Genomic DNA, 22,801 nt, shown 5'->3' with positions numbered 1-22,801 from the left:
CTTCTCTATTTCATCTCTTTTAATTCCTATTTATAGATTTTCAATCATGCTTAAAATTTCTTCGATTTCCACTGTATCGTTAAGTCTATTTTTAATACTTTTTGCTATTGCCGAAATTGTAGGACCCATAAACACTTCTTTTAATGCAAATTCTATGTCAAATTCTTTATGAACCCTTGATACAAGATTGGTTGCCTTTAATGAGTCTCCTCCTAATTCAAAGAAGTTATCATTTACTCCAATCTTCTGGACTCCAAGGATTTGGCTCCATATCAGTACAAGCTTCTCCTCAATTTCACCGAATGGTGCAGCATAGTCTACCCCTGTATTAATATTTCCATCAGGGGCAGGCAGGGCATTTCTATCTACCTTGCCATTCGCTGATAAAGGCAGTTTTTCCAACTGTACAAAATATGAAGGGATCATGTAGTCTGGCAGATCTTTGGAGAGATACTCCCTTAATTCCGGTATTGTCAATTCACTTTCTCCAACTATATATGCACAGATGTACTTGTTCCCTTGGGGGTCTTCCCTTGTTGCTGCCACAACTTCTTTTATTGAAGAATGTTTTAGAAGCTGAGCTTCTATTTCTCCAAGCTCTATTCGGTATCCGCGGATCTTAACCTGATGGTCTATTCTGCCCAGGAATTCGATATTCCCGTCAGGCAGCCATCTTCCCAGGTCTCCTGTTTTGTACAGCCTTATCCCCTTTTCTTTTCTGAAAGGATCTTCAAGGAATACATGGGCTGTTTTTTCAGGGTCATTTAAATAACCCCTTCCTACACCTGTTCCAGAGACGCAGATCTCTCCTTTTACTCCGATAGGGCACAGGTTCATGTTTTTATCTGTTATATATAGATTCATATTTTGTATAGGCTTGCCTACAGGAATGTTCTCTCCTTCATGAGCAGCTTCCATAGTATATAGAGTAATATCGTCCGCTGCCTCTGCAGGTCCGTAGGCATTAACTACTTTAGTATTTGGACATAGGTCAAACCATTTCCTTACTATGCCGGATTTTACGGTTTCTCCCGTTATCAGCAAGTAATGAAGTTTTTCCGGTTTATTCCCTGTATTTTCCACATACTCAAGCATTAAAGCAAGGTATGAAGGTACCACCTCAAGGACCGTTATGCCATCTTCTATGATCCGATTCGTAAACCTTGCAACATCCTTTACTATTTCATCTGGATAGATGATAATTTGAGCTCCTATGGTTAGGGCTGCAAAGAACTGCCATACAGATACATCAAAGTATTGAGGCGAGTTCTGGGATATTATGCTGTTGTTAGTTATACAAAGTTCCTTTATTTCCGCATGGATGTGGTTTATCATGCCAAGATGCTCTATCATAGCTCCCTTTGGTACACCAGTTGAACCAGATGTATATATAACATAGGCCAAACTATTTATGTCTATATCTAGATCTAGGTTTTCGCCACTTTCAGCCTCAATCTCTTTTTCACACTGGTCAAGGTATATAATTCGGCCTTTATAGTTCTCACTAAGCTGCTGGGTCACATAATCTGATAAGGTCAACACATAGGCAGCTTTAGATTCCTTAAATATATCAAGCACCCTTTGTGTAGGGTATTTTGGATTTACAGGTATGTAAGCCCCCCCTGCTTTCCATATACCAAGTACCGATTCTACAAATAAGGGTCCCCTCTCCAGCATGACAACTACGGCTTCTTCTCTACCAGTGCCAGCCTTTAGCATGTACCTTGCTATCCTGTTTGCCCTTTGGTTGATCTGGCCATATGTAAATCTACGGCCTTCATACGCTACTGCTATATTGTCTGGACGTACTTTCGTCTGCTGCTCAAACAGGTGGTGTACCGTCAGGTGATGTTCAAATTCAACCTTCGTATCGTTAAAGCCGTATATTATTCGCTCCTTTTCTTCTTGGGATAACATATTGATTTCTGATAGTTTTTTTTCAGGGTTTGAGGTTATCTCTTCAAGGATATTAAAGTAATGCTGAACAAGCCTTTCTACCGTCTCCTTCTTAAACAGACGTGTAGCATATTCCATCCATAATATTATTTTATGACCATCTGGTATCAACTGGAATGTTAGGTCAAATTTTGATGTTTTACTTTCAACCGGATATTTGGAATACTTTAATTCACCACGATGTTCCATAATATGCTCATCAGAAGGAACAATATTAAACATAACAGTAAATAAAGGATTTCTGCTTGAATCTCTCTTTACGTTAAGTTTTGTCACAAACTGATCAAACCTGTATTCCTGATTTTCATATGCTTCTAAGGAGCTTTCTTTTACTTCTTCCAAGAACTCAGTAAAGGCCTTATTTCCCTCTGGGAAATTCCTTAATGCCAGGGTATTTATAAACATCCCCAGTATTCTTTCAGTATCAAAATGAGTTCTTGCCGCTATAGGAGTACCAATAATTATGTCTTCCTGTCCTGAGTATTTATACATTAGTGTATTTAATGCCGCAAGAAGTATCATATACACGGTGGCTCCTGTTTGGGAGGAAAGTACATTTAATTTATCCATCAAATGACTGTCTAAATCAAATAGCAACCTATTTCCTTCAAAGCTTTGAAGGACAGGCCTAGGATAATCTGTAGGCATATCAAGGATAGGAATTTCACCCTTGAACCTATTAAGCCAGTATTCTTCCTGCTTTTTGTAAACCTCAGTGCTAAACAAGCCATTCTGCCACTGGGCAAAATCCTTATATTGCACCTCCATTGCCGGAAGGCTTTCACCACTTAATATAGAAACTATTTCATCAAAAGTCCTGATTATTGAAGTTCCATCCGAGACTATATGATGTACATCAAGCAAAAGTATTTGCCTGCTAGCATGGATTTCTATAAGACCTACTCTTATTAAGGGTGCTTTGCTTAAATCGAACGGTCTTACAAATTCATCGATTATTTTCTCTACTCCGTCTTCCTCAGACTCAAAATATTCTATAGTAAAATCAACTTCATCTTGTATCCTTTGCACAAGCTCCCCATCAATCATCTCAAAGGATGTCCTAAATGCTTCATGCCTTTGTATCAATGTTTTTAATGCTTCCCCAAGGGCAACCCTTTCAATCCCACCTTCAAATAAAATTCCCACAGGTATGTTATACCCAATGTTGTTACCCTCAAGATTATTAATGATATACATCATCTTTTGTGCAGATGAGGTTTCATAGTACTCTTTTTCAGAAACTTTAGGTATTCTTTCAAGCTCAGCCTTACCCATATTTAGGGAATCCTGTTCTGAAATCTTTCCCGATTCGTATAGCTTTGATATCATTTGCTCGGAAAGATCGTATATGCTGGAACCCTTAAGAAGTTCTACTATGGAAACAGGTGTTTTAAAGGCAACCTCCATCCTGTTTTTTATTTCGGTGGCCATTAATGAATCCATCCCAAAAACAGTTAGTGGTTGTTTGGTACTTAGATCCTCAGGATTATAACGCAAAACCTTCGCTACTATTGTTTTAATATGCATTTCAACGATATTCTGCCTGCTCTGTATTGGAGATGAAATAATATCCTCCAGGATATCAACATCCACCTTTGATTTATTTATATTCTCTTGTTGTCCTGACTCATCTTGCAAAAGAGTTTTAAGCACATGTGGAGAACTCATGGGTGAGAACCATTTTTCCCCAAACGTTTGCCACGAGAGTATAGGTAGAACCACAGACTGTGCAACAGCTTCTCCAACAAGGTGCTCCATAGCCCTAATTCCCTTTTCTACCGTTACAGATTCTATGGATTTTTGTATATAATACTCCGGATCACGTTTCATAAACCTTGCAGCCATTCCAACCTCTGACCATGGTCCCCAATTGATACTCAGTGCAGGAAGTCCTCTCGATAAACGGTAATGTGCAAGTGAGTCCAAAAAGGCATTCCCAGTTGCATATGCTCCCTGGCCTGGTGAACCAAATACAGAAGCAACTGAAGAAAATAAAATAAAGAAGTCAATAGGCCGTCCCTCTGTCATACGGTGAAGGTTCCATGCACCATTTACCTTAGGCGAAAGGACCCTATAAAAAGTCTCATCTTTACTAACCTCAAGAAATTGATCATCCGTAATACCAGCAGAATGTACAACACCTCGAATAGGAGGCCTTTCTTCCTTATCAAAATCTTTAAAAAATCCAGCAAGCTTTTCCTCATCAGTTACATCCACTGATCCAATATATACTGTTGCCCCCTGGGACTCCAGCTTACGAACAAACTCAATCCTCTCTGCAAGGCTGCTGCCTGGCTCTACATTGTTCCATTCAGAACGTTTTGGAAATTCTCCGCGTCCAAGCAGTACCAGATGTCTTGCTCCCTTGGCAACCATCCACTGGGCTGTAATCATACCTATGCCACCAAAAGCACCTGTAATAACATAACTTCCATCGGGGCGAAGATGTACGGGTACTTGATGCTGCATATCAATCCGCAGTTTATCGATTCTTGCTGCAAGTCTATTCCCATTACGGAAAGCAATTTGGTTCTCTCCATTACCTAAGACTTCTTTTAACAGCATTTCCATTTCACCCGCATTGGCCTCTATGTCAAGGTCTACAAGGCCTCCCCAATTTGAAGGCAACTCATGGTAACCTATGACGGTGCCAAGGCCCCATACCAACGACTGTAAGAATGCAGAATTTGGAGTAGCCCTGTTGATCATTTGGGCTCCTCTTGTAATAACCCACAGCTTAAAATTTAATCCCAGATTTGTGGTTGCTTGTACCAGGTGTTTTAATACAAACAGGTTTTCAAAACAAGCTTTTTCTATAGCTGTATTGCTAACTTCCTGGATCTCAAGGATATTGAGGCTCCACATATATACAATACCTGTTAGCTTCGTTTTAATTTTTGAGAATTCATCAAACAACGCTCTAAGATCCTCAATGCTTCGAGGGTTTATATATATCTCACGTTCTTCATACTGCCAACCAAAATTCTCACCAGGATATACCATAAAGCATTCTTCTCCCCTTTTTTCAAGGAGATTTGCCAGTTCTTTTCCTGCTGCTTTATGATCCACAAAAATAAGCCATGCTCCAGAGTTAGCAGCAGCTGTGCGGGTATCAACTTCTTCACTTTTTAGAAGCTCCCAGTTTATCTCATAAAGATAATCCTTAACTCTTCCAGCATCAGACCCTCCACTATTTCCAAGTTCCTTAGTTCTTATGCCCAGTATTTCGGCGATTAGATTTCCGTCCTCACTATATAGACGGATGTTGGCGTTCAAATTATTATCTTTCCTATCTACCATCTGCGTATGACAAAGCATGACAGGCTCCGGCCTTCCATAAAGCTGCACCCTGTCTATTCCTACAGGTAGGAATGATTGGCCTTCGTTATTTTCATCTTCATTAAGTGGTGCAACTGCCGCAATGGTAACCTGGAAACAGGCGTCCAATACCGCCGGGTGAAGACCGTAGATAGAGCTATCAATCTCCAGTATTTTAGGGATCTCGATCCTGCCAAGAGCTTCGTTATCACCTTTCCATATCTTGTCTATACCTTGGAAATAAGGACCATAATGGAAACCCATTTGATAGAAGGTTTTATAACATACTTCTTTTCCGTATTCTTTGGTACAATTGCCAAGTATTTGAATCAACTCATCTTTAGCAGTGATCTTTATGTTTTGCCGTTTTCTTATTGTGCCGGATGCATTGCATGTCCAAGTCTTATCTTGTCCCGGTATCCTGCTTGAAATCTCGAATTTTGCGGTTTTTGGATCCAAAACCACCTGCACCACAGGTGATACTCCTTGATTTAAAAATAAAGCATTTTCAAACTTTATATCTTCAACTGTATAAAAACCCTCTCCAAAATAGCTTCTGGCACAAGCCATTCCCAGCTCTACATACCCTGCTCCGGGGAAAACTTCTATACCTTGTATTTTATGATCAGAAAGATACGTCATATAGGTAGTATTAAGTTCAATCTCCCATATAGGGCTGGAAGTTTTCAAACGGCGTCCTAAAAACTTGTGCTTATTTTTTCCCTGCCTAAATTCACTTGATTCCTGCGTTTCCATCCAGTATTTATCCCATTGCCATGGATAAAGAGGGAGACTTACAAACTCACCTTGGTACCGGTAAATCTTGTTCCAATCTATAGGGTATCCCAGTGCATATAGATTCCCTAAGTTCTCCAGTATTGAAACCTGTTCGTTTTCATTTCTTTTTATAGAGAACAACTTCTTACCTTCAACGTTTTTAGCTGACAGACAATCAGAAATAGAAGCTGCTAAAACAGGGTGAGGGCCCACCTCAATAAATAAGTTATAATTCAACGAAATCATTTCATACATTGCTGCTTCAAAACGTACCGGCTCTCTTACATTTTTATACCAGTAATGTCCATCACACTCTGTACCCGTCAGCATTTTCCCTGTAACCGTGGAATATATCGGTATCCCGGCAGGCTGGGACTTTATTCCTTTTAATGCCTCCAATAGCTCCTGCTCATATGGTTCCATTTGGTAACTGTGATACGCTACATTGACCTTTAAAAGCCGCGCAAAAACCCCCTTATCCTGCAACTGTTTTTGGATCTGCTCAAGGGCATCAGGATCACCTGACAAAGTTACCGAATTTGGGCTATTGATTGCTGCCATTGAAACACCTTTTATGTTCTCATCCAGCAGGGCCACAACTTCTTTTTCTGGTAAACCTACCGCCAGCATTGTGCCCTTGTTTACTGCTTTTTGCTGTGCACGGCTTCTGTGAATACTTACCAACATGGCATCTTCAAGGCTGTAAATTCCTGCAACATATGTAGAAGCCACTTCTCCAACACTGTGTCCTACCACCGCATGGGGTATAATACCCAAGGATTTCCATACTTCAGTCAAACCCACCTGAACAGCAAAATTGGCAGGTTGAGCAAACTGGGGCTGGTCCAGACGTGAATTCTCCTCATCGGCGAGAAGTTCCTCCAGTAGAGACCATCCAGCATACTGACGTGTAAGTTTATCGCATTTTTCTATCATATTTCTAAACACAGGGTCTTTTTCAAGGAGCTCTCTGCCCATAGCCCACCATATGGGCCCCATACCTGTATATACAAAAACAGCTTTATTGTACTTTCCTGCCTCAACATTTCCCGCAGACATCCCCTGGCGTGCTTGTCCTTTAATATACGCTTCCAGGTTTCCTGCAAGTTCTTCCTTTGAAGATGCCGAAACCGCTAGTCTATAGTCATGATGGGTGCGCTTTTTGCTCATCATGCTTCCAATATCATATAAAGAAATACTTTCTCCACTTCCATTAATAAAATCAACATACTTTTGCGCATAGTTTTTTAGCGCCTTTTCTGAGCGCGCAGATATGGGAATCATATATGGCCATCCGGTATTTACATTAACTTCAGGAGTACCCTCTTTTTGGAGATCTGTAGCTTCCTCCAAGAGGATATGGGCATTTGTTCCTCCAAAACCGAATGAATTTATGCCAACCAATGCGGGTTGCGGCAAAGGCTCCAGGGTCTGAGGAATTCGTATACATAAATCGTCAAAGGGAATTTTAGGGGTTGGATTCTTAAAGTGCAGATGTGGAGGTATTTGCTTATGCTTTATGATTAGTGAAGCTTTTATCAGTGCGGCAACTCCTGCAGCGGCCTCAAGGTGGGCAATGTTTGTCTTAACAGATCCGACAATACACTTTTTATCTTTTGGCCTGTCTGTTGAAACCACTCGTGCTATTGCATTAGCCTCAATAGGGTCTCCAACCGGAGTGCCGGTGCCGTGAGCTTCAATATATGTTATATCTGAAGGTGATATTCCTGCCTTTTTGTATACCTCCTTCATTAAGTTTTCCTGAGCCTGCCCGTTTGGAACAGTAATCCCGTCTGTGTGGCCGTCCTGGTTTACACCCGATCCACTTATTACGGCATAAATCCTATCTCCGTCTTCGATAGCATCTGACAGGCGTTTTAAAACCACAACGCCGGCTCCTTCTCCTCTTGCATAACCGTTTGCACTGGAATCGAAAGTTTTGCACCGTCCATCGGGAGATAAAAAACCACCCTTACTTTCCGCTATGGTATACTCAGGTGTAGCTATAACACTTACTCCGCCTGCTATTGCGAGATTACATTCATTATTCAATAAACTCCCGCATGCAAGGTGTGTTGCAACCAAAGAGCCCGAACACGCTGTATCTACAGACAAACTTGGACCTCTGAAATCATATATATATGAAATCCTGTTGGACAACATTGTCATCATCATACCCGTTGCCGAATGTGTATCTAAACTTTCAACCGATTCGTTTTTAAATTGTATTGCTTGATAGTCAAGGGTGAAGCCCGCTACAAAGACACCGGTATTGGTTCCTGCTAGCTTGGCCGGATCCAAGCCTCCATCTTCCATTGCTTCCCATGATGTCTCCAGCATCAGTCTTTGCTGTGGATCAAGAAAGGCCGCTTCCCTTGGAGAAATACCAAAAAACAAAGGGTCAAACTCATCTATTTTATCTAAAAATCCACCATGACAGGTGTAATGCTTGCCTGGCTTTGATTTGTCAGGATCATAAAACTTTTCTAAATCCCAGCGGCCTTCGGGTAAATCGGAAGTCATATCTTTTCCCGCAGTCAATGCTTCCCAGAACTCCTCAGGCCCCCTTATTCCTCCTGGCAAACGGCATCCTATTCCTATAATGGCGATTTTATCCATAACTTTCGACCTCCAATACTTTATTTATATTCTCTTGAATAGCTTGTCTGATAATTGAACAACCCTGCTGCAAAAGTTCAAGCTCGATGGTTAACGGAGGCATAAGTTTTATAACACTGTCTTTTCTTCCTGCGCTTTCGATGATTAAACCGTTTTGGTAACATTCCTCTACTACTTTTTGCGTGATTCGCTCATCCTCCACATTGGAAAAATCAATACCCCAAATCAAACCTGCACCCCGAATGGTCAGGCCCTTATGTAATGACAAAATCTGCTTGGTTAAACATTCTCTTACAAATGCTTCCTTATATTTCACAGACTGTTCCAAATTATTCATTTCCCAATATTCCAACGCAGCTGTAGCTCCAATGAAAGCAAGCTGGTTTCCCCGGAACGTACCGTTATGCTCACCAGGCTTCCAGACATCAAGTTCCGGTTTCATCAGCAGAATAGACATGGGAAGGCCATACCCGCTGATTGACTTGGAAAGCAGTACAATATCAGGGATCATCCCGGCACGTTCAAATGAAAAGAACGGTCCGGTGCGTCCGCAGCCAACCTGAATGTCATCGCAAATCAGTAGAATACCGTGTCTGTCGCTAAGTTCCCTCAGCCTGAGCATCCATTCGGGTGAAGCTATATTTACGCCGCCTTCCGCCTGAATGGTTTCAAATATAATAGCCGCCGGTTTTTCGATTCCCGAGTGACCGTCGTTTAGAACGGCTTCCATGTATTCAATAGTATCGAATGAGTCAATTGGACTCTCGGAGTATGGGAAAAAGGTAACATCGGATAATGCTATGCCGGAGGAAGATCTTTTCTGAATGTTGCTGGTAACAGCCAGACTCCCCAGCGACATTCCGTGAAATCCTCCCATAAACGCAAATATACCAGTCCGTTTAGTGATCTTTCGGGCAAGCTTCAGCGATGCTTCTACAGCGTTTGTACCTGTAGGCCCGCAAAATTGAATTTTATAGTTTAACTTTCGGGGTTCCAATATGATCTGCGAGAATTTTTCGATAAATTCACGTTTCGCTTTTGTGTACATATCAAGCCCATGAGTAATACTGTCCGATTCAAGATAAGCGAGTATCTTTTGTTTGATGTATTCGTTGTTATGTCCATAATTTAAAGCTCCTGCTCCTGCAAAAAAATCAACAAATTTCTTTCCGGATTCTGAATAAATCAGTGCACCTTTAGCCCGGTCAAACACATCGTAGAAGTTTCTACAATATGCTCTTACGTTGGATTCATACTGCTCAAAAATTTCCATACTCATAATTCCTCCCTTAAACTGAAGTTAGTGTTTAAACACTAACTTCAGTTTATTTTTCCGGCCCAATCCACATCCATGTTCTCTCCCGGCTTGTGGTGGATGTGCATCGTTGCCTTTGTCCTCCCCCGCCCACTCCCGGTATTACTTACAAAACTGGGTGTACATGTACGGTAGGATTGTAAAACCTGCAAGGGTGGAAAATAAATAACATCTTAGTTCTTACCGCCATAGCCCTTATAAGTAGCGTAAACTGCATCTGCATATTGATTGGCCAGAATAGGACGGCCATAAGAGTCTGTAGCTCCCGGATACCAGTTATCTCCTCCGTTATAGTGTAATAAACCATTATATATGTTGCCGAATCTAGTAATCTTTTCATTTAAAATCAGTCCGCCCAAGCATACCTGATCTTGTTCACTGCCGTGATTATAAGCACGGCCAAATTTTGAGCTGAATTGAGATAAATAAGCATTACGTGTGTTTGGTTCTACCTGCATCAATCCGTCGCCGGCTGATGGACTGCCTGGTAAGCCTGCTCCAAAGCTGCTTTCCTTTTTGATCACAGCACTCAGCAATAAAGCAAAATCTCCGCCTTTACCGAATTTATCGCCCGCATTCATTGTGTATGTCCATATGTGGCTTGGAACTTCGGAAGGCTTTGTTACTGAAGGACCTGTTGGTGGCGTTGTTGGCGGTGTTGTAGGTGGCGTAGTTCCGCTGCCGCCTTTCTTCCATAAAGCAGGAACATTGGATGGTTCCCAGCCTACAAGGGAAGTATGTGCCTGAAGACAGGTATAAGTACTTCCACTATATGTTACTGTATCATTTACCGCATAGGCAGTATTTGGACGTTCACACAATATTTATACCATAACGAACATTGTTCGTAAAGAACAATGTTCGTTATGTGTTAGAACACCTACATGTTCTAACTTTAGAACTCTCATCTTTTTCGCGCCTCCAAAAGGCGGAATTTAGGAGAAGAGGATATCTTGGTGTCGTGTGAAAGTATATCGCAACGCTCCACTACCCGCCGGATATATATCGCTAGCTCCAGAAGTTTGGGCTTACCGGACGCGCTGGGGTTATGGCGGCAGCCGCAGGACCGATCGATGAGGATCGGACGGATTGACGCGGCATCAATGCGTCAAAGTCAAGAGGCCGCTGAAGAGCTTTCGTAAGCTTTTTTCTGTTGCGGACGGAACCACGAGGCAGCAAGAGCGAGTAGAGAAGTCCCTATTAGTGCGATGATGACCCAGCGGTAACCGTGAATGACGAAAGCAAAATCAACGGCAGAAATCACATTGTTCTTTCCGGAATACAGCACGTTCTTCAGGTGGGCTGGCAGCGCTGCGCCGACGATGGTTAAAGAAAGAGCCGTACTCAGCACTTGACCCAAGTTATATAGCATGGACCGCAGTCCATTCGCCACCCCGCGGCTTTGCTCCGGAACGCTTGACATGATCTCCGTCGTATTGGGGGTAAGGAATAAACCGGTCCCGACCCCGATTAACAACATGCCGCAAGCGGTGACCCCGTAAGAGAAATTTCCACCGACCACGAATAGGAGTAGTAGTAGTCCTGCTATAGAAATAAGAATTCCAAGTGAGGCCAGAACTCGAATGGCCGCCTTCTTAGTCAACATGCCAGCAATCGGAGAAATGACCAACATCCCTATCGTAATTGGAAGGATCCTTAGACCGGCATTAAGCGCGTTTTGGTGGAAGGCAAATTGGTAATAGAGAGCGAAGAGCAGAGCAACCGCCGTACGGGCAAAAGAATTAAAGAATGTAGCGATGTTCCCCATACTGAACGTCCAGCTTTCAAAAAGGCTTAAATCTAGTAGAGGTGATGCTGAACGATGCTCATGCCATAAAAATATAGTAGTAAATATGGCGAATATCGCAAAACCTCCGATCACCTGCTTGTCTCCCCAGCCCAGTTCTCCCCCCTTGGATAAAGCAATGATTAGACCCGCTAAAGCGACAAAGATCATGATGCCTCCATATCCGTCCACTTTTTTATGGAGCTGCGCTAGGGGCTTCACCCTTAGAATCCAGAGCCCCCAGATGAGAGCAATGATCCCGAAGGGAACATTAGACCAGAACACCCACCTCCAGCCTCAGGCGGTCGTGACCACGCCGCCGACGACCGGGCCAAGCACCTGCGCGACGGAAGCGGACAATAAATTCAGACCGAGACCGGTGCCCAGCTGCGATTGGGGAAACGCATCGGTAATCAGCGGTGTTGTGTTCGTCACTACAAGCGCTCCTCCGGCAGCCTGTACGATCCGAAGAAGGATTAGTACCTCTACATTAAAAGCATAACCGAGTAGTAAACTGGATACGGTAAAGATGGCCATTCCTATTAAATACATTCGGCTTCTTCCGAAAATATCCGAAATTTGTTCGAAGATTAAAATCAGGATAGTGTTTACCAGCATATAGGAAAGTAAAATCCAGCTGGAAGCTGCCGCATTCGCATGAAATTGCTGGCTTAATTCCGGCAATGCGACATTAAGCGTTCCGATATTGACCAGAACCAGGAACGCTCCGAGACTGGTTACAGATAAGACATACCAGGGGTACATCCTATCGGACTTGGGACTTCTCTTTTGGGTCATAGAGACCAACCTCCTGAAATAAAAAAACGACCCCTGGAACCTGATAAATCCAAGGGCACATCTCCTTTGGGTTCAAACTTCAGCAAAGGCAGAAATGATTTCCTGTGTTGTCCGAACACGCCCGATGCGTGGAAAAATAAAATTTTTCACGTGATCGTGCTCGGCTTGAGAAAACCCGGTCATGGCATCGATCGCCAAAATCAGCTGATACCCATTCATAAACGCTTCCCGCGCGGTCGTATCCACGCCAAGCCCGGTAGCGATGCCGCATAAGACGATGGTGTCGATTCCCCGGCGACGCAACTGCAGGTCGAGCTCCGTTCCGTAAAAAGCTCCCCATTGCTTTTTAGTAATGATGTGGTCTGTTTCGGCGACTCACATTTATGTTAATTTATATTACATATATTTAAGTTTTCAGCTAATTATTTTGTAAAATAAAAGTATTTTTCTTTAAAAAGGCTACACACACCCTCCTTATTTATGTTATGATCACTATAAATAACAGTTGCATGATTAAAGACTCAATTCAAAGTCATTTTATATGACATTAAATTTACACCCTTTTGTACACCTCCCTAGAAAATTGGATTCAACAACTAGCGACAATGCTTGAAACACAAATAAAGCCCCATCCTAAGATGGAGCCTTTACTTGATTCGTAAATTAAATTTATAATTACACCAAAACAGTAGTACCCATGAGGTATTTATCAACTTCACGTGCTGCTTCTCGACCTTCATTAATAGCCCACACAACCAGACTTTGTCCGCGGCGCATGTCACCCGCAGCAAACACCTTATCCACATTCGTCACATATTTCCCATAACGTGCCTTAACGTTGGAGCGACGGTCCGTTTCCAAACCGATTTCCTTCACAATCGTTTGCTCAGGCCCATCAAACCCAATTGCAATCAGCGCAATTTGTGCTGGGAATACACGTTCCGTACCTGGAATCGGTTGATAGATTTTACGTCCAGTTTCATCAACAATACGTTGGATTTGAATGGTGTGCAGTTCTTTCAGATTGCCATTCTCATCACCTACAAATTTGGTTGTCATGATGGAGAACTCACGCGGGTCTTCCCCGAACAACGCTTTCGCTTCTTCCTGTGCATAATCGAGAGAGTACACATTCGGAAACTGCGGCCAAGGATTGGCAATCGGATCACGTTCCAGTGGAGCTTTGGTGTGTGTGCCAAATTGAGTGACACTCCGGCAACCATGCCGCAAAGAAGTAGCTACACAGTCCGAACCTGTATCACCACCACCGATAACAATAACGTCCTTACCTTTGGAAGACAAATAGTTGCCATCTTCAAGGTTAGAATCCAGATAACTTTTGATGGTGCCATTCAAATAATCCATAGCATAATGGACGCCATTCAAATCACTGCCTTCAATATCGAATTCTCTCGGCTTTGTAGATCCACCGCATAGCACAACCGCATCATAGTCGGCAACCAACTGTTCAGTAGGGATATCCTTGCCAATTTCCGTATTCGTGATGAATTGAATACCTTCAGCCTCCAGCAAGTCTACACGACGCTGTACAACCTTCTTATCCAGCTTCATGGATGGGATTCCGTACATCAGCAACCCACCTACACGATCTGCACGCTCATATACAGTCACGCTGTGCCCTGCTTTGTTAAGCTGTGCTGCCGCAGCCAATCCCGCAGGACCCGAGCCAACAATCGCCACTCGTTTGCCTGTACGTTTTTCCGGCGGGTTAGGAACAACCCAGCCTTCCTCAAAACCTTTTTCGATAATCGCTTCCTCAATTGTCTTAATGGTAACAGACTGCCCGATAAGGCCAACAGTACATGAGCCTTCACATGGCGCAGGACAAACACGGCCCGTAAATTCGGGGAAGTTATTCGTTTTGTGCAGCCGGTCTAACGCTTCCTTCCACAAACCACGATATACGAGATTGTTCCATTCCGGAATAAGATTATGAACCGGGCAGCCTAAAGTTGCTCCCATGAGATCCATCCCCGTATGACAATAAGGAGTTCCGCAGTCCATACAACGCGCCCCTTGGGTACGCAGCTCTTCTTCAGACATATGCTTATGGAATTCTTCCCAATCCTTTATACGCTCTGCCGGGTCCCGGTCTGTAGGAAGTTGTCGTGTGTATTCCATAAATCCAGTTGGTGTAGACATGTTACGTTCCCCCATCTCTTCGCTTATGAACCCCGATCATCCATTCAGAATTCTAATCAAATTCGAACTTGTCTGTTTGTGTTATGAAAGGGTCTGTTCTCGTTGAATTTGATTTATTGTATCACAATACAGCGTAAAAGTAATGAAAACTTATGCAACTTTCTGCATCTACAGCCAAAAGGATTTTTTATATGGTTTATTAATTTTTCAAATGAGCTAGGTCGAGTTCATCTATTGTTATCCTGTTCTCTCGTAAACAACAAAACGGTAGTCATACAGGTTTTTGTCGTCCTTGATACCTGGCGTCTCACTGACTATAGTCCAGCCGCTCCAATCCAGCTCAGGAAACGTCGTATCACCTTCAAAGGTCTCCTCAATTCGAGTCACAATCAGCCGATCAGCATGTGGCCAAAACAGTGAATAAATCTCCGCTCCGCCAATGACCATTAGCTCTTCTTTCTGGGCAAGTTGGAGCCCTTCTTCCAGCGTATGGATTACTTCCGCACCTTCCGCCTGATAGCGCTCATCTCGAGTCAAAACGACGTTGCGGCGGTTTGGTAGGCTTTTCCCGCCAAAGGATTCCCACGTTTTGCGTCCCATGAGTACCGTTTTATTAATCGTCTGCTCTTTGAAGAAGGCCATGTCTCTGGGAAGGCGCCAAGGAAGACTGTTATCCCGGCCAATCACACCATTTTGTGCCATAGCCCATATCATCGAAATGCTCATCTTTCCACCTCCTCTAATCAGATGGCGACAGGCGCCTTGATCCCTGGGTGATGCTCGTAATTCTCAAAAACAAAATCCTCGTAAGTGTAATCAAAAATGGATTCCGGCTTGCGCAGGATTTTTAACTGTGGCAAGGGATAAGGATCACGCTCCAACTGCGTATGCACTTGTTGTATATGGTTTGAATAAATATGCACATCGCCGCCTGACCAAATAAACTCTCCGGGCTCCAAACCGCACTGCTGTGCAACCATATGCGTCAGCAATGCATAACTAGCGATGTTGAATGGCAGTCCAAGGAAAGTATCCACTGAACGCATCGTCAGCATACAGGATAACTTTCCTCCAGCTACGTAGAACTGGAATACAAAATGACATGGCGGCAACTTCATCGATTCAATTTCAGCCACATTCCAAGCACTGACGATATGTCGACGTGAATCCGGATTGTTTTTGATAGCCTCAATGACATTCGCAATTTGGTCAATATGTTGTCCGTCCGGTGTTTCCCATGCGCGCCATTGCGATCCATACACAGGTCCCAGATTCCCCTGCTCGTCTGCCCATTCATCCCAAATGCTAACTCCGTTCTCCTTGAGATAAGCAATATTGGTATCCCCTCGCAAAAACCATAACAGTTCATGTATAACGGATTTCAAATGTACTCTTTTAGTGGTCACCAACGGGAAGCCCTTGGCCAGATCAAAACGAAGTTGCCTTCCGAACACAGATAATGTTCCCGTCCCTGTCCGATCCTCTTTTTTCACTCCGTTCTCTAAAATATCCTCCAACAATTCCAAGTAGTTGCGCACGTTGTTTCTCTCCTTTGAGCATGAATAAAAAACAGCATCGTCAGTTTTTAATTTTTAAAATTCTCGATCTACCCCATTAATCTATATTTAGTTTATCATGTAGGGTACTTTTTTGACCATGTGCTGTGTGAATTTTCATGATAGTCCAATAATCTTAAAGTTTGAAAAAAAGAGACAAAGAGCGCAGATATAGCGCTCCTTGCCTCTTTTTTCATGTATGAAAACCAAAAACAAGATAATGAAATGGAATTAGCGACGTGGCGCCAATGCGTGGATCGGATGACCCATTACGACTTCTGCAGCTTCCATCACAAGTTCGCCCAGTGTAGGGTGAGCATGGATAGTCAAGGAGATATCTTCGAGTGTAGCACCCATTTCAATCGCCAGACCCAGCTCAGCAATCAGGTTGGAAGCTTCCAGACCTACGATTTGCGTACCCAGTACCAGACCTGTATCTGCGTCAGCTACGATTTTTACAAAGCCTTCAGCAGCGTTCAGGGAAACGGCACGACCGTTTGCTCCATAAGAGAACTTGCCAACTTTGACATTATAGCCTTTTTCTTTAGCTTGTGTCTCTGTGTAGCCTACGCTAGAGCATTCTGGATCTGTGAACACAACAGCCGGAATACATTTATAGTCTACAACAGATGGTTGGCCAGCAATTACTTCAGCAGCTACTTTACCTTCGTAAGAAGCTTTGTGAGCCAGAGCAAGACCAGGAACAATATCGCCGATTGCGAAGATGTGAGGGATGCTTGTGCGTCCTTGGTGGTCAACTTTCACCATTCCGCGTTCATCCAGTTCTACACCGATCAAATCCAGACCCAGTTCACCGTCTGTATTTGGACGACGTCCAACAGTTACAAGCAGGTACTCAGCAGTTACTTCTTTGCTTTCACCGTTAACAGAGAATTTCACTGTTACATCTTTATCAGTTTGCTCCGCAGTTTCCGCTTTAGCGCCAGTGAAGATTTCGATACCTGTTTTCTTCATGCTTTTCGAAACGATGGAAGTCATATCTTTATCGAAGCCAGGAAGAACAGTATCCATACCTTCAATGATCGTTACTTTGGAACCGAATTTGGAATACATTTGTCCAAGCTCTGCACCAATATATCCACCACCGATAACGATCAGGCTTTTCGGAATTTCAGGCAGGTTCAATGCTTCAGTAGAAGACAGAATGCGTCCGCCAAACGGGAATGGCTTCAATTCGATAGGACGGGAGCCTGTTGCGATAATTGCATTTTTAAAACGGTAACGTGGTGATTCATGTTCGTTGAATACACGCGCTTCGTTTTCGTTGATGAACATGCACTCACCGTTGAAAACTTCGACTTTGTTGCCTTTGAGCAAGCCGCTTACGCCGCCAGTCATTTTCTTAACAACACCGTTTTTGAATTCTTGTGTTTTTGCAAAATCTACTTTTACATTTTCAGCCGTAATACCGAAAGTTTCGCCATGTTTAGCTGCTTCGTATTGATGAGCTGCAGAGATCAAAGCTTTGGATGGAATACATCCACGGTTCAAGCAGACACCGCCCAGCTCAGATTTGTCAACGATCAATACGCTTTGTCCCAACTGTGCGGCACGGATGGCAGCTACATAGCCGCCAGGACCCGCACCGATAACCAATGTGTCAATATCCAGAGAAGCGTCTCCTACTACCATTGATTACACCTCCATTACAAGCAGCTCAGGGTTAGCGAGCAGCTGTTTAATATAGTTCATGAAGTTTTGAGCAGTTGCACCGTCAATAATACGGTGGTCAAAGCTCAGGGAAAGAGCCATTACTGGAGCGGCAACAATTTCACCGTTTTTCACGACTGCTTTTTCACTGATGCGGCCAGTACCCAAAATTGCAACCTCAGGAAAGTTGATGATTGGAGTAAAGAACATACCGCCTGCGGAACCAATGTTCGTGATGGAAATCGTGCTTCCTCTCATTTCATTGGCAGCCAATTTACCATCACGACCGCGTACAGCCAGGTCACGAATGGAATCAGCAATCATCCAGATACTCTTACGATCAGCATCTTTGATAACAGGAACGATCAAGCCGTTGTCTGTATCTGTAGCGATACCGATATTGTAGTATTTTTTGTAGACAATTTCGTTAGCTTCTTCGTCGATCGAGGCATTCAGAGCCGGGAATTGACGGGAAGCAGCAACCAAAGCTTTTACGATGAATGGCAGGTAAGTTACTTTTGTGCCTTTCTTCTCTGCAATTGGTTTGATACGAGTACGGAAAGCAACCAGCTCAGTTACATCCACTTCGTCCATAATTGTAACGTGTGGAGCCGTGTAAGCCGACTTAACCATAGCATTGGAAATTGCTTTACGGATACCTTTAAATGGTACGCGTTCTTCCTCAGCACGCGGGTCTGCAGCTGGTGCGGATGGTGCTGCAGCTTTCGCTTCTTTTTTAGCTGGCTCTTGCGCTTTTGCAGCTTCTTTCGCTACTGGTGCAGCCGCTTGGCCTCCACCATTTTTGAAAGCTTCTACATCTTCTTTAGTGATTTTACCGTTTTTGCCGGAGCCACTCACTTGAGCGATGTTAACACCTTGCTCACGTGCAAATTTGCGAACGCTAGGTGTAGCCAGTACGTCTTTGTTCGAAGCAGCAGGTGTTGCACTTGGTTGCGTGTTCGCTCCACCTTTGGCAGCATCCTCTTCTTGTTTAACAGCAGCTGGTGCTTCTTCTTGCTCAGGAAGTTCACCTTCAGCAGCGATGACAGCCACAACTTGACCTACGTTAAAGATGTCTCCGTCTTTGGCAAATACTTCTTGAACCGTACCATTAACCGGACATGGAACTTCAACTACAGCCTTGTCGTTTTGTACTTCCATGATAATATCATCATCAGTTACTTTGTCGCCGGGCTTGATGTGCATCTTGATGATTTCGCCTTCGTGAAGACCTTCACCCAGCTCTGGGAATTTATATTCAAATCTAGCTGCACCTGCAGCTCCGCCTTGTGCAGCAGCACTTGGCTCAGGGCTAGCAGCTGGCGCTTCTGGTGCATCTTCTTGTTCAGGAAGTTCACCTTCTGCGTCGATGACAGCCACAACTTGACCTACGTTGAAGACGTCTCCGTCTTTGGCAAATACTTCTTGAACCGTACCATTAACCGGACATGGAACTTCAACTACAGCCTTGTCGTTTTGTACTTCCATGATGATATCATCATCAGTTACTTTGTCGCCGGGCTTGATGTGCATCTTGATGATTTCGCCTTCGTGAAGACCTTCACCCAGCTCCGGGAATTTATATTCAAATTTTGCCACGTTTAAAACCTCCCAAATTTACGGTGTGCTTTAATTAAAATTCCAATACTTTATTAACCGCATCAATGATACGTGTTGGCGTTGGCAACCAAGTATCTTCAATTTGAGCAAATGGATAAACGGTATCCGGACCTGCTACACGCAGAACTGGTGCTTCCAGATGCAGGATTGCTTTTTCGTTAATTTGTGCAATAACTTCAGCAGCAACACCGGCACTCTTTTGCGCTTCTTGAACAACGATAGCACGATTGGTTTTTTGAACAGAGGCAACAATGGTATCAATGTCAATCGGGCTGATTGTACGCAAATCAATGATTTCCACTTTAATACCCTTTGTTTTTTCCAGCTCTTCAGCAGCCTTAACCGAAGTGTGTACCATCATACCGTAAGTAATGATCGTCACATCGGAACCTTCACGAACTACATTTGCCTTGCCCAGTTCAACTGTGTAATCATTCTCAGGAACTTCAGCACGGAATGCATGGTACAGGTTCAAATGCTCCATGAAAAATACTGGATCGTTATCGCGAATAGACGCGATCATAAGACCTTTTGCATCGTAAGGGTTGGAAGGAACAACAACCTTAATACCTGGTGTTTGAGTCAAAAGACCCTCCAAGGAATCTGTATGCAGCTCGGCTGCCTTAACACCGCCACCAAAAGGTGTACGGAATACGATTGGAGAATTGTAACGTCCGCCGGAACGGTAACGCATACGGGATGCTTGAATTGCCATTTGATCGAGTGCTTCAAAGATAAAGCCTACGAACTGGATTTCAGCTACAGGGCGGAAACCTTGGATACCCAGACCGACAGCAAGACCCCCGATTGCGGATTCCGCCAGCGGAGTATCGAATACACGTTCTTCGCCAAATTCTTTTTGCAGACCTTCTGTAGCGCGGAATACGCCACCTACATGACCTACGTCTTCACCGAAAAGCAGGACGTTAGGGTCGCGTTTCAACTCTACGCGCAGTGCGTCACGAATCGCTTCTTTCATGTTCATTTGTGCCATTTGCTTCATTTCCTCCTTAAACATTGACAGATCAGTTTCAGTTCAGGTCAATCGAAAAGCAGACCGGATCGGGTTGCCGCCCGGTCTCTTTCAAGTTCAATTATTTAAAATCAGCTTTTTGTTCTTCCAAGTGCTTAGGCGTAGTTTCGAACATGCTATCGATCAGGCCAGGAATTGTCATTTTTTCTGTTTTCTCAGCCTTTTTGATCTCTTCGTTCACTTTTGCCTTAGCTTCTTCTTTTACGCGAGCTGTATCTTCTTCAGTCCAAAGACCTTTTTTCTCAAGGTATTTCGCAAAGCGGGCAATTGGATCTTTTGCATTCCATTCGCCTTCTTCTTCTTTAGAACGATATTTCGTCGCATCATCAGAAAGGGAATGCGGACGGAAACGGTAAGTAACGGCTTCAATCAATGTTGCACCTTCGCCATTACGTCCACGCTCTGCAGCTTCTTGAACAGCTTTAATAACTGCAAGCACGTCCATACCGTCAATTTTCACGCCTTTAATACCAGCAGCTACTGCTTTATGAGCGATCGAAAGGGCAGCGGTTTGTTTCGAGAATGGAGTTGTGATCGCGTAACCATTGTTTTGCACAAAGAAAATAACTGGCAATTTGTACACACCAGCATAGTTCAGACCTTCGTAGAAGTCACCTTCGGAAGAACCACCGTCACCTGTATATGTAATGACGACTTGTTTTTGTTTTTTCAGTTTGTAGCCCATTGCAATTCCCATAGCGTGCAGAATTTGCGCGCCAATGATGATTTGCGGCATCAATACGTTAACGCCGTCCGGAATTTGACCACCATGTTGATGACCACGGGAATACAAGAAAGCTTGATATAATGGCAGGCCATGCCAAACGAGTTGCGGAATATCTCGGTAGCCTGGTGCAATAAAGTCTTCTTTTTGGAGCGCAAATTCACTACCAACCATTGTTGCTTCTTGTCCGGATACCGGAGCGTAGAAACCGAGACGTCCTTGACGGCCCAAGTTAACAGCACGGTCATCCCAAGTACGTGTAAATACCATACGATACATAATTTCTTTCAATTGATCATCTGTAAGTTTAGGCAATTTATCTTTATTGATAATTTCACCATCCGGAGAAAGCACGGACAGAGCCTCAACTTCCTCTGTGTAAACTTCATAAGGAACCTTGCTCATTTTCTTCACCTCAACAAAAAAATTTGAATATCAAGTTCCGCTGTTATAGGATTATTATACACCTGTTATATCGCTCGCGTCAAAGATTTAGTTATTTTTTTTGAGTTTGGCACAATTTTGTGTATGTAACAGGGTGCGTTTTTTACTATAACAGCTTAGTACATGATTGAAATTTTAAACATCTATTGCAATCAGGGTAATCTTAACTTATTGTGATCCTTAATGCAAAATAATACCCAAGAAAGGTGACGAAAAATGACGGATTCTCGGTATTTAAAACGAACCATCCTTAAAGACGAAGTAGATAGCCGCTTACTTGGCGAAACCCGAATTCTTCGGATTTATTTGCCGCCCGGCTATAATGAAATATTGAGCTACCCGGTCGTCTACTGTCAGGATGGAGAGGAATTCTTCAACTTTGGACGCATTGCAACACACGCCAACCGTCTCATACTGGATGAAGGCGTGGAACCCTTCATTATTGTAGGCGTGGAAGTGAACACCAAAATCAGAACTCAGGAGTACGCTCCCTTCGGCAATCGTTTTGAGGCATACACTGCCTGTTTTGCAGAAGAGATTATTCCCTATGTGGAACAAAAGTATCCTATAAGAAAAGATGCAGCTTCCCGCATTCTTGCTGGGGATTCACTGGGAGGCAGTGTGTCTTTGCATTTGGCGCTATTGTATCCTGAGCTGTTTAATCGCATTATTAGCCTCTCAGGTGCCTACTATGAAGCTTCGCAAGAAATTATTGCCCGTGAGAAAGAACTGTCGCATCTAAATGTATGGATGACAGTTGGCCTTCAGGAAGATGCTTTTGAGAGTGATACCGGCATTTACAACTTTGTAGAGCTAAACCGTCAATGCGCAGATTTACTGCGCGAGCGGAACGCCGAAGTTTCTTACCGTGAAAAGGATGGTAAACATTTATGGGGCTTTTGGCAAAACGAGTTACCTGACGCGCTAATGTATTTTCTGGATCGTGCCTGAGTAAAAAACATCCCAGACAATGATGAGGAATGAGCATTGACCTAGGAGGTCATAAGGCTCCTTCCTCTTT

General features: G+C 43.5%; 11 protein-coding genes and 2 pseudogenes. 1 reads left to right on the top strand and 12 read right to left on the bottom strand.

The genetic code is table 11. The features are described from left to right. Positions 1-30 precede the first annotated feature (30 nt). The 12 genes and pseudogenes from C0638_RS19590 to pdhA form a co-directional block, all read right to left on the bottom strand. The gene (locus C0638_RS19590; RefSeq protein ID WP_102163711.1) at positions 31-8,670 is read right to left on the bottom strand and encodes a hybrid non-ribosomal peptide synthetase/type I polyketide synthase; all 8,640 of its coding nucleotides are present in this window, start codon (positions 8,668-8,670) and stop codon (positions 31-33) included. After that, positions 8,663-9,943 carry a diaminobutyrate--2-oxoglutarate transaminase gene (gene ectB, locus C0638_RS19585; protein ID WP_058712087.1) on the bottom strand — a complete coding sequence of 427 codons (1,281 nt, stop codon included), beginning with the start codon at positions 9,941-9,943 and terminating at the stop codon, positions 8,663-8,665. Before ectB ends, C0638_RS19590 begins: the two co-directional genes overlap by 8 nt. Positions 9,944-10,158: 215 nt before the next feature. Continuing rightward, positions 10,159-10,806: a carbohydrate-binding protein gene (locus tag C0638_RS26205; RefSeq protein ID WP_233902231.1), complete on the bottom strand. Its 648-nt coding sequence runs from the start codon at positions 10,804-10,806 to the stop codon at positions 10,159-10,161. A 293-nt stretch (positions 10,807-11,099) separates the two neighbouring features. After that, positions 11,100-12,536: pseudogene (locus tag C0638_RS19575) on the bottom strand (MFS transporter). Positions 12,537-12,641: 105 nt separating this feature from the next. After that, positions 12,642-12,944: pseudogene (locus tag C0638_RS19565) on the bottom strand (isochorismatase family protein); the annotation flags it as partial. Positions 12,945-13,244: 300 nt separating this feature from the next. Further along, on the bottom strand, positions 13,245-14,732 hold the full coding sequence (locus tag C0638_RS19560; protein ID WP_025674604.1) for a glutamate synthase subunit beta: 1,488 nt from the start codon (positions 14,730-14,732) through the stop codon (positions 13,245-13,247). Positions 14,733-14,969: 237 nt separating this feature from the next. Then, positions 14,970-15,458: a dihydrofolate reductase gene (locus C0638_RS19555; RefSeq protein WP_013371452.1), complete on the bottom strand. Its 489-nt coding sequence runs from the start codon at positions 15,456-15,458 to the stop codon at positions 14,970-14,972. A gap of 17 nt (positions 15,459-15,475) precedes the next feature. Beyond that, positions 15,476-16,270: a thymidylate synthase gene (thyA, locus tag C0638_RS19550; RefSeq protein WP_013371453.1), complete on the bottom strand. Its 795-nt coding sequence runs from the start codon at positions 16,268-16,270 to the stop codon at positions 15,476-15,478. Between the two features lie 249 nt (positions 16,271-16,519). Continuing rightward, positions 16,520-17,941, bottom strand: coding sequence for a dihydrolipoyl dehydrogenase (gene lpdA / locus C0638_RS19545; RefSeq protein ID WP_044786074.1), 1,422 nt, complete (start codon positions 17,939-17,941; stop codon positions 16,520-16,522). Between the two features lie 3 nt (positions 17,942-17,944). After that, positions 17,945-19,558: a 2-oxo acid dehydrogenase subunit E2 gene (locus C0638_RS19540; protein WP_102163707.1), complete on the bottom strand. Its 1,614-nt coding sequence runs from the start codon at positions 19,556-19,558 to the stop codon at positions 17,945-17,947. Between the two features lie 34 nt (positions 19,559-19,592). Beyond that, complete coding sequence (locus tag C0638_RS19535) at positions 19,593-20,573, bottom strand: alpha-ketoacid dehydrogenase subunit beta (protein ID WP_013371456.1); 981 nt, start codon at positions 20,571-20,573, stop codon at positions 19,593-19,595. 100 nt (positions 20,574-20,673) lie between these two features. Then, a complete protein-coding gene (gene pdhA, locus C0638_RS19530; RefSeq protein ID WP_013371457.1) occupies positions 20,674-21,741 on the bottom strand; it encodes a pyruvate dehydrogenase (acetyl-transferring) E1 component subunit alpha in 1,068 nt (355 codons plus the stop codon). Between the two features lie 255 nt (positions 21,742-21,996). On the opposite strand from pdhA, the gene C0638_RS19525 reads away from it, so the two are divergent. Next, on the top strand, positions 21,997-22,731 hold the full coding sequence (locus C0638_RS19525; protein ID WP_016821912.1) for an alpha/beta hydrolase: 735 nt from the start codon (positions 21,997-21,999) through the stop codon (positions 22,729-22,731). Positions 22,732-22,801 lie beyond the last annotated feature (70 nt).

It is taken from the genome of Paenibacillus sp. lzh-N1 (assembly GCF_002872435.1).
GTDB classification, from domain to species: domain Bacteria; phylum Bacillota; class Bacilli; order Paenibacillales; family Paenibacillaceae; genus Paenibacillus; species Paenibacillus polymyxa_C.
This window is presented reverse-complemented; position numbering and strand designations above follow the sequence as displayed.

Excerpts from the sequence above, each read along its gene's own strand:
- C0638_RS19590 (WP_102163711.1), bottom strand. The coding sequence starts at position 8,670 with ATGGATAAAATCGCCATTATAGGAATAGGATGCCGTTTGCCAGGAGGA.
- ectB (WP_058712087.1), bottom strand. The coding sequence starts at position 9,943 with ATGGAAATTTTTGAGCAGTATGAATCCAACGTAAGAGCATATTGTAGA.
- C0638_RS19560 (WP_025674604.1), bottom strand. The coding sequence starts at position 14,732 with ATGTCTACACCAACTGGATTTATGGAATACACACGACAACTTCCTACA.
- C0638_RS19555 (WP_013371452.1), bottom strand. The coding sequence starts at position 15,458 with ATGAGCATTTCGATGATATGGGCTATGGCACAAAATGGTGTGATTGGC.
- lpdA (WP_044786074.1), bottom strand. The coding sequence starts at position 17,941 with ATGGTAGTAGGAGACGCTTCTCTGGATATTGACACATTGGTTATCGGT.
- C0638_RS19535 (WP_013371456.1), bottom strand. The coding sequence starts at position 20,573 with ATGGCACAAATGAACATGAAAGAAGCGATTCGTGACGCACTGCGCGTA.
- pdhA (WP_013371457.1), bottom strand. The coding sequence starts at position 21,741 with ATGAGCAAGGTTCCTTATGAAGTTTACACAGAGGAAGTTGAGGCTCTG.
- C0638_RS19525 (WP_016821912.1), top strand. The coding sequence starts at position 21,997 with ATGACGGATTCTCGGTATTTAAAACGAACCATCCTTAAAGACGAAGTA.